The following is a 12,596-nucleotide window of genomic DNA, read 5'->3' as shown; positions in this document are numbered from 1 at the left end:
GTCAAGGGCGTTCGGCTCCGGGCGGCCAGACCACGGTGACCGGCAGTGCGCGTTGCCGGGCGGCCGCGACCACATCGGCGGTGCCGCCATACCCTCGGGCGGGGCGGCCGTCCCAGACCGCGAGGAGTTCGTCGGCGATATCCAGCATGCGGAGACTGGCGGCCTGATGGGCGCGGGAATCGGAGTCGTCGCGGTCCAATTCGATCACCTCGCTGGCGGCGGCGAGCAGGTCATCGTAGGTTTGATGATGGTCGGCGGGCAGGCTGGCGCGGTAGGCGCGGGCGGGGACGATGGCGATCAAGCGGCCGCCATGGCCGAGCACCAGCTGCGCGAAGAGCGAATCCGGGCCATCGGCAAGACAACTCACGCCCACCAGGTCCGCGCCCGCGCGCTTGGACACCTCGGCGTGCATGGCGTGCAGGACGAGCGCGAGCGTCTGCGGCGGTAGTCCGCGATGCCCGGTGATGGCGACCCGCGTCATCGATCGTCTCGTCCGTAGAGGGTGGCGAGGGCACCGTCCAATGCCCTGGCTTCGACGGTACGCGGCGGCAGTCCGGCACGGAATGTCCTGGCCAGGCGGGTGATTCGCTCGCTGTGATAGGTGAGGCCGACGGTCAGCGCCTCGGCCGCCAGCGCGCAACCGCCCTCGATATCACCGCTACGGGCCAGCACCTGGGCGTGCTCGACCTTGGCCAGGGCGCGCGGCTTCTCCGCCGTCAGCGCCGAATCCGCGGCTCTAAAGGCGAGCTGGGCGGCGCGATGATCGCCCAGGCGGGTGAGGGCGCTGGCCTGATAGCGGGCGGCCTTCGGCCCGTCGAACGCGAACACCCACGGCCACTGCGGTTCCCCGCGTTGCCGATCCACCAGGCGTTCGGCCCGGCGCAGGGCGGCCAGGGCGTCGGTGCGGTCACCGGTGGCGGCGTAGGCGACCGCGAGCAGCGAGGCCAGCCAGGCGGCGGCGCTGTCCGGGGCTTCCGCGCCGAGTTGGGCGGAGGCGGCGCGCAAGAGCGTCAAACCCGCTCTGGCATCGCCCATTTCGACCGCGTAATGGCCGAGGCTGGCCGTCATGTACGAGACCAGCAGGGGGTGATGGGTGCATTCGGCATGCCGGATGGCCTCGATATAGCGGCGGCGCGCGGCCGCGTCATCACCGCGATCGGCGGCCAACCAGGCTGCCAGACCGGCGATCTCGGACAGCGCCCGGAATCCGCCCGACGTGCGCAGTCGATCGCGGACGATCCCGGCCACCAGATTCAGGTGCGCGTCCACCACGGGAGCCAGCCGATCCGACGGCACCGACGATTCCATCCGCCGATAGTTGGAGGTCGGCCCGGCCATGGTGTCGATCAGCTCGGACTCGGTCGGGGCCGTATTCGCCAGTACCGCACCCGTGGTCACCACGAGTGCGCTGGAGAGGAACTGCTTGCGGTTCACGCTCTCGTCATCCGATGTGCGGCGGGGTTTGGCGAAGCCCAGCTCGGCATCGGTCGCCATATTCAGGACCGCGCGCAGGGCGGCGCGGTAATGCCTTCTCGGCCACGTCGTTTCGCCTCGCTCCCACTTGCCGACGTGTCTTTCATCGACGGCGCCACGCTTGCCGGTGGCCCGGAAGACCTGGTCGTTGACGGCATCCGCCAACTCGCGGCGAGTCATCGGCTGACCCGGCGCTCCGGGCGACTCCATGCGCGACCGAGCCTGCGTGAGCAGCTTGTTCCGTCCGGTCACGGCATGCGGCCTCTCTGTCGGACCTCTTGTCCGAGGATAGGTCTTCCACGGATTTGCCGCGCCGCCACGACCCTTGTTTGCCCAGTACTTTCCCCATCGCACGCCATCGCTCATTCGCAAGCTCCGGACGAACCTTGAAGTCGGCAGCAGCCGCAGGCGGCAGCACAAGCAGGGGATAGCCATGACAACTGAACTCAGTGCGATCGGATGGTTGCGGAGCGACATCTCCGGTGAGCGGCAGGGCTGGGACGAGGCCCGCATCCGGGGGTTGGCGCACCGCCTCGGCTACGACCTGCGCAAGACCGTGGTCTTCGGCCCGCGCACCGATCGCCCCCTGCATCGCTTGCGGGTGTTGGTCTCGCGCCTGGACCTCGATGCCGTGATCGTGCCCAGCATCGAACATTTCGAGGGCGGCGAGGTTCCGGTGGAGCTGGTGGAGGTGGCCGACATCATCACGGTGCAGCCGCGCAATACCTACGCCCGCTACGCAACCGTCCGGTCGGGATCTGAAATCGACCGGGTGATCCACCTCACTCGCCCGTAGGTTGCGAGATACCCCTAGGGGGTATTAACTTTCCCTCTGTAAGCAACGAAAACGCTTGAGAGGGGCCGAGAAATGACCACCAACGCGCAGGCCGACCATGCCACCCACACCGCCCACGGTGACCACCAGGCGCACGGTGAGCACGCCGCGCATCACGCCCCCGCCGATCACGCTGCGCATGCCGCCCATGTCGATCACGCTGCGCACGCTGATCATGCCGCCCATGCTTCGCACGCCAACCACGATGCTCATGCTGGTCACGCCGGTCACGGCGCTCACGCCGCGCACGCGGGTCACGATGCGCACGCCGGACACGGCGGCGGGTTGCCGGGCGGACTTCAGATCACCCAGGATGGCTACACCCTGGAGCTGGCCGAAACCATCACGCGCCCAGGCGATATCGACTTCCGCTTCCGGATCATCGGCCCGGACGGGCTTCCGGTCACCGAGTACGCCGACCTGCACGACCGCAAGCTGCACCTGATCGTCGTGCAGCGCGAGCTGACCGGGTTTTGGCACGTGCACCCGGAACTCGCCGCCGACGGCACCTGGGCCGTCAAGCTGAATCTGCCGGAGGCCGGGGCCTACCGCGCCTTCACCGATATCGCGCCCGTCGCGCTCGGCCAGACCATCACGCTCGGCGCTGATTTCGCCATCACCGGAGCCTACGAACCGCAGCTGACCCCCGAGGCGGGCCGGACCGCCCTCGTGGACGACTACGAGGTCACCCTCGACGGCGATCTCGTTGCGGGAGAAGGACGTCTGCTCACCCTCACCGTGCGCAAGGGCGGCGAACTCGTCACCGACCTCCAGCCCTACCTCGCGGCCTTCGGCCACCTGGTAGTCGTACGCGCCGGGGATCTGGCCTACGTCCACGTGCATCCGAACGGCGAGCCCGGCGACGGCGTGACCGCCCCCGGCCCCGACGTCACCTTCCACACCGTGGTCCCGGGCCGCGGCACCTACCGCCTGTTCCTGGACTTCAAGCACGGCGACGTAGTCCGCACCGCCGCCTTCACTCTCGCCACCGCGTAAACCACCGCGCGGCAATCGACAAGGTTCCGCTGTGCGGACCGCCGGACGCGGCCACTCACAGGGAACTCCCAGCGGAGGTGGAGGTTCGGGCCAGGCGGCCGCCCTAGGCTCCGCGAGTCGAGGTGCGGAGTCGGGACAGGGATGGAAGGGCGGGTAATGACGACCATGACCAGCGTCGCGGGCGATGCGGTACCGGTGGGGGAGGGCGGTGTGCCGCGCTGGCGGGTACTGCTCACCGGGCCGTCGGATCGGCCGCGGTGGGAGCGGCCGGGGCTGATCGGGCTGCTGGTCGCGACGGCCGTGCTGTATTCGTGGGGACTGGGCGGGGCCGGATGGACCAACCAGTACTACGCGGCGGCCGTGCAATCCGGGACGCAGAGCTGGAAGGCGCTGCTGTTCGGATCGCTGGATCCGCAGAACGCCATCACGGTCGACAAGCCGCCCGCCGCCCTGTGGGTGATGGGATTGTCGGGGCGGATCTTCGGCTTCAATTCCTGGTCCATGCTGGTGCCCGAGGCGCTCATGGGTGTGGCGGCCGTGGCGCTGCTGGTCGCGGCGGTGCGCCGCTGGGCCGGGCCCGCGGCCGGACTGATCGCGGGCGCGGGGCTCGCGGTGACTCCGGTGGCGGCCATGATGTTCCGCTACGACAATCCGGACGCGCTGCTCACCCTGCTGCTGGTCGCCGCCGCGTATTGCACGGTGCGGGCGATCGACGCACCCGGCCCGCGCTGGTGGTCGGTCAGCACCGCATGGCTGGCCGGGGCGGGCGTCCTCATGGGCTTCGGCTTCCTCGCCAAGATGATGCAGGCCTTCCTGGTGCTGCCGGGGCTGGCACTGGTTGTGCTGGTCGCCGCACCGGGCGGAGTGGGTTCGCGCATTGCGAAACTGGCGACGGCCGGAGCCGCGCTGGTGGTGTCCGCCGGTTGGTATGTGGCCCTGGTTGCCCTGTGGCCCAGCGGTTCCCGGCCCTTCATCGGCGGCTCCACCGACAACAGCCTGTGGGAGCTGGCCGTCGACTACAACGGGCTCGGCCGCATCCTCGGCAATCAAAGCGGTCATTCCGGCACGCCGAATCCAGGCCCGGGCACGGGTAGCCAATTCCCGGCTGGTGGTCAATTCCAAGGTGGTTTCCCGGGATTCGGCTCGCACCCGGGCATCACCCGCCTGTTCTCCGGTGAACTCGCCACCGAATTCTCCTGGCTGCTGCCCGCCGCGCTGATCGGCCTGATCGCCGGGCTCTGGCTGACCCGCCGCGCACCCCGCACCGATCGCGTTCGCGCCGGACTGCTGCTGTGGGGCGGCTGGCTGCTCGTCACGGCGGCCGTGCTCAGCTACATGAGCCGCAGCTTCCACTCCTACTATTCGGTCATGCTGGCCCCCGCCATGGGCGCACTCGTCGGCATCGGCGTCACCCAGTTGTGGCAGCGCCGCGAGCATCTCGCCGCCCGCGCCACGCTGGCCGGAATGTCGGTCGCCACCGGCGCATGGACCTTCGTCCTGTTGCATCGCACGCCCGAGTGGTTGCCCTGGCTGCGCTGGGCGATCCTCGCGCTCTCGCTGGTGGCCGCCGCATTCGTGGTGCAACTTCCCCGATTCCGCCGCTACGGCCTCGTCATCGGCATCATCGCACTGCTTTCCGGTCTGATCGGCCCCACCGCATACGCCGTCGAAACCGTGGCCCAAACCCATTCAGGCGGCAGCCCCATTGCCGGTCCGCCGCGCCCGAGTCGTGGTGGTTTCGACCGCTCCGCCGGATCCGATCCCCTGTTGGACGACATGATCACCGCCGCCGACACCCGCTGGGCCGCCGCCGCGGTCGGCGCTTCCGATGTCAGCGCCATCGAATTGCGCACCGGCGCACCACTGCTGGCCGTGGGCGGATTCAGCGGTCGCGACGAGTCCCCGACCCTCGCCCAATTCCAGCAGTACGTGACCGACCACCAGATCACCTACTACCTGGTTCGCCAACGCCAGCAACGCAATTCGGACGAGCCCGCCCAGCAGGAGCGCTCCGAACAACAGCAAACCCCCTCCGCGCAGATCACCGCCTGGGTAAAGGCCAATTTCCCCGAAACCACCATGGGCTCGGTGGAGGTCTATCGCCTCAACGGCTGACACCCTCCGCGACGTTATGAAACCGGCTCCCGAACCGACCAGTTCAGTGCAGGGATTTCCGGTGAATGACGTGGGCGGGGCGGGCCGTGAAAAGTTACAGTGACGGTCGAAGCGCAGGCCGTGAGGAGTTCGGCAATGGGTGAGGTGCGGGCACAGTTGGGGGTGCTGGGCCCTGTACAGCTCACGATCGATGGGGTACCGCAGCAATTGGGTGGGCCCAAGCAGCGGGCGGTGCTTGCCTATCTGGCTATCAATGCCAACCGGCCGGTATCGGTCGATGCGCTGGCCAGCGCGGTCTGGGAGGAGAACCAGCCCCCGGATGTCCGGGTCAGCCTGCACGCCATCGTGTCCAACCTGCGCAAACCCCTGCGCGACGGTGGAATCGACGCGCGCACCGTGCTCCAGCACATGGGCACCGGATATCGGATCGTGGTGGACGACGCGGCCTGCGACGTCTTCCGATTTCGGGCACGCAGGGAGAACGGCCTGCGCGCCTTGGCCGCCGGGCGATTCGCCGCCGCGAGTACCGCGCTGTCCGAGGCGCTGGGCCAATGGCGCGGACCGGTGCTGTCGGACCTGCGCGGCCTGGGCTTCGCCGACGCCTACGCCGTCGCGCTCGACGATGAGCGGCTCGGCGTCATCGAGGCGCGGGCCGAGGCCGAGATCGCGCAGGGCCGCGCCGATGCCGTCGTCTCCGAGCTGGCCCTGCTGGTGCGGGATCATCCCCTGCGCGAATCCCTCTGGGAGCAGCTCATCACCGCGCTCTACCTGGCCGGGCGGCAGTCCGACGCGCTGGAAGCGGCGCGCCGACTGCGCGGTGTGCTCGCCGATCAACTCGGCATCGATCCCGGGCATCGCATTCGCGATCTCGAGGCCAAGATCCTGCGCCAGGAACCGCTCACCGCGGTCTCGGCGGGGGCGGCCTCGGCCACCCGGGCCACCACCATTGTCGACCGGAGTTGGCATGAACCGCAGGCGGTCATGCGCGACCGGATCGGGAATGTGTATCCGATCGTCGGCACCGTCACCCGCATCGGGCGACTCTCGGACAATGACATCGCGTTGGCGGACGGGCGGGTGAGCAGGCATCACGCGCTGGTCGTGGACAACGGATTCACCTACGTGCTCAAGGATCTGAGTTCCTCCAATGGCGTCTACATCGACGGAGTCCGGGTGGTGGACAGCGGGATTCTGGCCGACGGCGTGCGGGTGCGCATCGGCGATACCGAGCTGACCTTCATGCTGATCCGCGATCCCGCCTAGGACAGCGCGGGCGAACTGAAACAGGTTCTAGACATATCGGGAGATTTGTCTTACGGTCGGTGCATGAGTTCAACGGCGTCTCATGCGGTCAGATTCGAGCTTCGCTCCGGTGCGACCTGGCGTGATCCCTGGCCCATGTATTCCGCACTGCGCGAACACGATCCGGTACATCGGGTGATCCCGGAGGGTCACGAATCCGACGACTTCTATGTGTTGTCCCGGCACGCCGATGTGTACGCGGCGGCCCGGGATCCGGAAACCTTCTCCTCCGCCAGCGGTTTGACCGTCGACTACGTCGGCCTGGAAGCCGCGGGCGTCGGCACGCATAAGCCGTTCGTCTTCATGGACCCGCCCGAGCACACCGACTTCCGGCGGCGGGTGTCACCGGGATTCACACCGCGACAGGTGAATTCGGTGGAGCCCGCGGTGCGCGAGTTCGTCGTCGAACGCATCGAGCGACTGCGCGCCGCCGGTGAAGGCGATATCGTCGCCGAACTCTTCAAGCCATTGCCCACCATGGTGGTCGCCCACTATCTCGGTGTGCCGGAACAGGATCGGGGCAAGTTCGATCACTGGACCGAAGCCATTGTCGGCGGTGCGGTCGCGGGTGCGGGCCTCGCCTCGGGCGGCCAGGAAGCACTGACCGCAGTCGGCGAACTGGTCGGCTACTTCTCCGAGCTGATCGCCCGCCGCCGCGCCGAACCCGGTGACGACACCATCTCCCATCTGCTCGCCTCCGGCCTGGGCGCGGAGGGCGACAATGACGGCCTGGTGGCCATGCTCGGCTTCGCCTTCACCATGATCACCGGCGGAAACGACACCACCACAGGCAATCTCGGCGGCGCGGTCCAACTCCTCACCGCCAACCCCGACCAGCGCCGACTCCTCGCCGACGACACGTCCCTCATCACCGACGCAGTCGAAGAATTCCTGCGCATGACCTCCCCCGTCCAAGGCCTGGCCCGCACCGCCACCCGCGATGTCGAACTCCACGACACCACCATCCCCGCCGGTCGCCGCGTCCTGCTCCTCTACGGCTCCGCCAACCGCGACGAACGCGAATTCGGCTCCACCGCAGCCGAACTCGACGTCCGCCGCAACCCCAAGCGCATCATGACCTTCAGTCACGGCCACCACCACTGCCTCGGCGCGGCCGCCGCCCGCATGCAAGCCCGAGTCGCCCTCGAAGAACTCCTCACCCGCTGCCCCGACTTCACCGTCGACCTCGACAATGTCCGCTGGGCCCACGGCAACTACGTCCGCTGGCCCGCCTCGGTCCCCTTCAAGGCCGCGGCATGAGCGACGACCGGCGAGTTCCGCGGACGCGCCGCGGAAGTGGCAGTGGAGGGAAGTCGGCGCGGCGACCTACGACCGACGGCTCACAATGGTCGGCGGGGCGCTGCACGGGCGGCTCGCTGAGTCGAAAGGGTGCTGCATGAGCAGCGACTGGCTGTCGGATGACCGGGCGGACCTGGCGGCTGAGCGGATTCTCGACGCTGCCGCAACGCTTTTCGCCGAGCGAGGCGTGGTATCGGTCGGGATGGGGGACATTGCCAAGGCCGCCGGGTGTTCCCGGGCCACGCTGTACCGGTACTTCGAGAACCGGCAGGCGGTGCGGCTGGCGTTCGTGCATCGCGAGACCCGGCGGATCGCCCCGCGCGTCGAGCAGCGGGTCCGCGATATCGCCGACCCGGGCGAACGGATCGTCACCGCCATGCTGTGCGCGGTGGCCGAGGTGCGCGCCGACCCCCTGCTGATCGCGTGGTTCCGGCCGGGAGACGCCGGGGCCGCCGGGCGGATCAGCCAGGACTCCGACGTCATCGAATCCATTGCCGGGGGGCTGTTCACACCGGCCGGGCTCTCCGATCCGGAGCGCAATCGCCTGGCCCGCTGGCTCACCCGAATCATCGTTTCCCTGCTGGCCTCGCCCGGCCGAGACGAGGACGATGAGCGGACCATGCTCGAGGAGTTCGTCGCCCCCGTGATCATCCGCGCCTTCGTCTGACTAGGGTTGAGCATTGTGTCTGCTCCGCAATCGCTCGCCGAGGTCCGTACCCGCATCGACGCCATCGACGGTGAGTTGATCAAGCTCCTCGCCGATCGACAGGAATTGGTCCGTGCCGCAGCCGGTTTCAAAAACGACGAGCAGGCCGTGCGCGCGCCCGATCGCGTGGAGCGGGTGGTGTCGCTGGCCCGCGAGCGCGCCGCCGAGGCCGGTCTGGAACCGGCCGTCGCGGAAGCGGTGTGGCGGGCCATGATCGGCGCGTTCATCAACCTCGAACTCACCGAGCACGCTGCCAAGCACTGACGCCGATCACCGCCCGCCGCTGGCGGTGACGCCGCCGTCGACGGCGAGGCTGGTGCCCGGCGTGTACTCGGGAACGGACATGATTCATCCTGGCAGTTCGCTTCGTACACAATGACCCCATGTCATCGCTTCCCATGCCGGTTACGTTCACGACCGTGCACCCGCTGTCGGACAGTCAGCGGGAGCGAAGGCAACGCCTGCTCGCCGCGGCCCGGGAACTGGCGACCGAGGGCGGCTATTCGGCGGTGACCATGCACGCGGTGGCCGACCGCGCCAGGCTCGCCCGCGCCACCGTCTACCGGTATTTCGGCAGCAAGGACCAACTGCTGACGGCGGTCGGGGCGGAGTGGGCGCGAGAAGTCACCGGCGCGCAGCACGCCGTCACCGGCGCGGCGCTGCGGCCCGGCTCCGTGCAGGCCACCGGTCCGGCCGAGCGGGTCGCGGGAGTGCTGGCCGAGATCATCGACCGCACCGCCGCGGAGCTGCCACTCTGCACGGCCGTGGTCTCGGCGGTCATCTCGGGGGATCGGACGGCGGATTCGGAACGCAGTGGGCTGTACGCGCTGTGGATGGGACAGTTCGACGAATTCATCGGAGACGCCGTCCCTGCCGAGGAGCGCGCCGAAATCGACTATCTGCTGGGGCAATTGCTGCTCGCCGCCTTCACCAGCATGTGCATGCTCGCGCAACCGAAGGAACAGGTGCGGGACATGCTGATCGGTGCGGCGCACCGCCTATTGCCCTGAGCGGTAACCGGTGTGGTGGCCGTACACGCCCTCGGTGAGCATGCCCGACAGATCGGCCACCGCCTCCCGCGCCGGTTTCATGGGCATGGCGTGAAAGACATGCCACAGCCCCCGATACTCCCGATGCCGCAGCGGCGCACCGGATTTCGCGGCCCACGCGGCGAGTCGGCGGGCATCCCCGACGAGCAGATCCAGCGAAATCAGCACGGCCCGCTCACTTCTTGCTCGCGACCCGGCGGTCCAGGCGATAGTCGATCGGATCGGGCGTGCGGCGGATCAGCTTCTCGTATTGTCCCGGGCTCCACGGCCACAGCTCCGGAATCCCGTCCTTGCCCAGGTACCAGCTCTGGCACCCGGTGGTCCACACGGTGCTCGGCGCGGCCGCCCGCATGCGGGCGTTGTATCGATCGGTGGCGGCCCGGGTGGGCGCCACGGAATCGAATTCGCCTGCCCGCCAGCGCTTCAGCCAGCTGACGATGCGGAAGGCCTGTGCTTCCGCGACTGCGGTGAGTGGATGATTGGCGAAGGGGCTGTGCGGTCCGACCAGCATGAACAGATTCGGGAAGTCCGGCATCATGACGCCCTCGAAGGCGCGCGGTCCATCGGCCCACGCCTGATCCAGGGTGCGCCCGTCGGTCCCGGTGATCGCCATCGGCCGCATGAAGGCATGCGAATCGAATCCCGTTGCCAGTACGAGGATGTCGAGCTCGTGCAACTGCCCGTCGGCGGTCACCACCCCGTGTTCCTTCACGTGGTCGATGCTCTCGGTGACCAGCTCGACATCCGGTCGCTGCACGGCGGCATAGAAGCGATCCGACACCACGAGCCGCTTGCACATGGCCTGATAGTCCGGCGTCAACTTACGCCGCAGCTCAGGATCCTTGACCGACTGGAGGTTTCGCGCCACCACCCACTGGATAAGGCTGCGTATCCGGCCCGGATGCACCAGCCCTTGCGAGAACGCCGCGAAGATCGCGCGATTCGCGTAATAGGCGAGATTGCCCAGCGCGGGCACCCGCCGGTACACCTGCTTGGCCACCGGCGAGTACGCGCGATTGACCGTCGGCAGAATCCATTGCGGAGTCCGCTGGAACATAACAACTTTGGGCACCTGCCCGGCCAGCGCGCTCACCAATTGCGTGCCGGTGGACCCGGTACCGATCACCCCGACCCGCTTACCGGTCAAATCCACCTCGTGATCCCAGCGCGCCGAATGCATGACCGGCCCGCCGAAATCATCCAGTCCCGCGATATCCGGCCGATTCGGGTGATGCAGGAATCCCGTTGCGCACATGACGAAGTCGAAGCGTTCGACCGCCCCGGTGGAGGTGGTGACCCGCCAGGCGGTGTCCTCGAATTCCGCCCCGACCACCTCGGTGCCGAATTCGGTGCGCCGGTCCAGCCCGTGACCGCGCGCGACCCCCGCGAGGTAGTTCTTGATCTCCGGACCGGTCGAATACAGCTGCGACCAATCGGGATTCATGGCGAAGGTGAATTGGTAGTACCGCGACGGCACATCGCACACCAGTCCCGGATAGGTGTTGTCGCGCCAGGTCCCGCCGTAATCGTCGGCCTTCTCATACAGGGTGAAGTCGGTGAATCCGGCGCGTTGCAATGCCACGGCCATGCAGATTCCGGAGATGCCGGCGCCCACGATGGCGATCCGCGGTTGGTTCATGGGACGGCAGCCTAGACTCGCGTCTCACTTCGCGTACAGCTTTTCGGGAACATCGTTAGACATTCCGTCATTCGATAGACGCAATGTCCAGTGAGTGCTACGTTGTGCGCCAGATCACAAGCTCGAGCTGAGGAAGAACTATGCGAGCACTCCAGTGGACCGGCCCCGAGTCGGTGGTAGTCAATGACATCCCGGTCCCCGATATCGGCCCCGGCGACCTCTTGATCAAGGTCGGCGCGGCCGGGGTCTGCCACTCGGACCTGACCCTGGTCAACTTCCCGATCCAGCTGCGCGAGGACCCGCTCACCCTCGGCCACGAGCTGGCCGGAACCATTGCCGCCGTCGGCTCCGACGTCGTCGGGCGCGAGGTCGGCGAACGCGGTGTGGTGTATCTGTTCTGGACCTGCGGCGTCTGCCGCGAATGCGTGAGCGGTAATGAAAACGTCTGTCTCGCAGCGGGTCGCGTGGCCATGCCGCCGTGCCCGGGCCTCACCGTCGAGGGCGGTATGGCGGAATACGTTCGCATTCCCGCGAGTACGTTCGTGCCGATCGGCGACCTCGACTTCCTGCAGGCCGCACCCGTAGCCGATGCCGCGCTGACGGCGTACCACGCGATTCGCGGGGCCCAGGATGCGCTGCGGCCCGGCGGCACCGCCATTGCGATCGGCATCGGCGGTCTGGGTCACGTGGCCCTGCAAATCCTGCGTGCCATCAGTGGAGTCCGCGTCATTGCCGTCGATGTGGCGAAGGAGAAACTCGATCTGGCCGCGGAATGCGGTGCGGACCTTGGCATTCTGTCCGGCGACGACACCGCGAAGCAGATCCTCGATCTCACCGACGGTCGCGGTGCCGACGCCGTCTTCGACTTCGTCGGCGTGGACGCCACCGCCAAGCTGGCCGTGGAAACCGTCGCCCCCAATGGCGCGTATCGCATGGTCGGAATCGGCGGCGGCGCACCGGAAATCACCGCCGGACCGGCCGGTGGGCCCGGCTGGCCGTGGGGTGCGTCGGTGCGAAAGTCGCTGGGCGGCACCCGAAGTGACCTACACGCCTGCGTCGCACTCGCGCAGGCGGGCAAGATCCATATGGAGGTAGAGCGCTTCGACCTGGCGGACGGGCCGGACGCCTTCCAGCGCTTGGACAAGGGCCAGATTCGCGGCCGGGCCGTCCTGGTGCCCTGAT

General features: G+C 68.1%; 13 protein-coding genes. 9 read left to right on the top strand and 4 right to left on the bottom strand.

Annotation, left to right across the window (positions count from 1 at the left end; genetic code table 11):
- Position 1: 1 nt before the first annotated feature.
- Both AB0N05_RS01685 and AB0N05_RS01680 read right to left on the bottom strand, forming a co-directional pair.
- Positions 2-481, bottom strand: a complete 480-nt coding sequence (locus AB0N05_RS01685) for a hypothetical protein (protein ID WP_364686106.1) — start codon at positions 479-481, stop codon at positions 2-4.
- Positions 478-1,725, bottom strand: coding sequence for a hypothetical protein (locus tag AB0N05_RS01680; RefSeq protein WP_364686103.1), 1,248 nt, complete (start codon positions 1,723-1,725; stop codon positions 478-480). The genes AB0N05_RS01685 and AB0N05_RS01680 overlap by 4 nt, the downstream gene beginning before the upstream one ends.
- Before the next feature lie 181 nt (positions 1,726-1,906).
- Between AB0N05_RS01680 and AB0N05_RS01675 the strand changes: the two genes are divergently transcribed.
- The 8 genes from AB0N05_RS01675 to AB0N05_RS01640 all read left to right on the top strand — a co-directional run bounded on the left by AB0N05_RS01675 (position 1,907) and on the right by AB0N05_RS01640 (position 9,736).
- On the top strand, positions 1,907-2,269 hold the full coding sequence (locus tag AB0N05_RS01675) for a hypothetical protein (protein WP_364686100.1): 363 nt from the start codon (positions 1,907-1,909) through the stop codon (positions 2,267-2,269).
- A gap of 72 nt (positions 2,270-2,341) precedes the next feature.
- Positions 2,342-3,304 (top strand): hypothetical protein, encoded by a 963-nt coding sequence (locus AB0N05_RS01670; RefSeq protein ID WP_364686097.1) that lies wholly within the window; start codon positions 2,342-2,344, stop codon positions 3,302-3,304.
- A gap of 156 nt (positions 3,305-3,460) precedes the next feature.
- Positions 3,461-5,419, top strand: a complete 1,959-nt coding sequence (locus AB0N05_RS01665; protein ID WP_364686094.1) for a glycosyltransferase family 39 protein — start codon at positions 3,461-3,463, stop codon at positions 5,417-5,419.
- 135 nt (positions 5,420-5,554) lie between these two features.
- A complete protein-coding gene (locus AB0N05_RS01660) occupies positions 5,555-6,682 on the top strand; it encodes a BTAD domain-containing putative transcriptional regulator (protein ID WP_364686091.1) in 1,128 nt (375 codons plus the stop codon).
- A gap of 63 nt (positions 6,683-6,745) precedes the next feature.
- Positions 6,746-7,981, top strand: coding sequence for a cytochrome P450 (locus AB0N05_RS01655; protein ID WP_364686088.1), 1,236 nt, complete (start codon positions 6,746-6,748; stop codon positions 7,979-7,981).
- Positions 7,982-8,117: 136 nt separating this feature from the next.
- Complete coding sequence (locus tag AB0N05_RS01650) at positions 8,118-8,687, top strand: helix-turn-helix domain-containing protein (protein WP_364686085.1); 570 nt, start codon at positions 8,118-8,120, stop codon at positions 8,685-8,687.
- A 15-nt stretch (positions 8,688-8,702) separates the two neighbouring features.
- Positions 8,703-8,990 carry a chorismate mutase gene (locus AB0N05_RS01645; RefSeq protein ID WP_364686082.1) on the top strand — a complete coding sequence of 96 codons (288 nt, stop codon included), beginning with the start codon at positions 8,703-8,705 and terminating at the stop codon, positions 8,988-8,990.
- Positions 8,991-9,109: 119 nt separating this feature from the next.
- Positions 9,110-9,736 (top strand): helix-turn-helix domain-containing protein, encoded by a 627-nt coding sequence (locus tag AB0N05_RS01640; RefSeq protein ID WP_364686079.1) that lies wholly within the window; start codon positions 9,110-9,112, stop codon positions 9,734-9,736.
- Here the strand turns inward: AB0N05_RS01640 and AB0N05_RS01635 are convergent.
- Both AB0N05_RS01635 and AB0N05_RS01630 read right to left on the bottom strand, forming a co-directional pair.
- The gene (locus AB0N05_RS01635; RefSeq protein ID WP_364686076.1) at positions 9,725-9,943 is read right to left on the bottom strand and encodes a hypothetical protein; all 219 of its coding nucleotides are present in this window, start codon (positions 9,941-9,943) and stop codon (positions 9,725-9,727) included. The two genes, AB0N05_RS01640 and AB0N05_RS01635, sit on opposite strands and share 12 nt — an antisense overlap.
- Before the next feature lie 7 nt (positions 9,944-9,950).
- Positions 9,951-11,414 (bottom strand): NAD(P)/FAD-dependent oxidoreductase, encoded by a 1,464-nt coding sequence (locus tag AB0N05_RS01630; protein ID WP_364686073.1) that lies wholly within the window; start codon positions 11,412-11,414, stop codon positions 9,951-9,953.
- Between the two features lie 140 nt (positions 11,415-11,554).
- Here AB0N05_RS01630 and AB0N05_RS01625 point away from each other — a divergent pair, with 140 nt between their 5' ends.
- A complete protein-coding gene (locus AB0N05_RS01625; protein WP_364686070.1) occupies positions 11,555-12,595 on the top strand; it encodes an NAD(P)-dependent alcohol dehydrogenase in 1,041 nt (346 codons plus the stop codon).
- The last annotated feature ends 1 nt before the right edge of the window (position 12,596 follow it).

This window comes from Nocardia sp. NPDC051030 (assembly GCF_040683015.1).
In the GTDB taxonomy this organism is placed as follows: Bacteria; Actinomycetota; Actinomycetes; order Mycobacteriales; family Mycobacteriaceae; genus Nocardia.
This window is presented reverse-complemented; position numbering and strand designations above follow the sequence as displayed.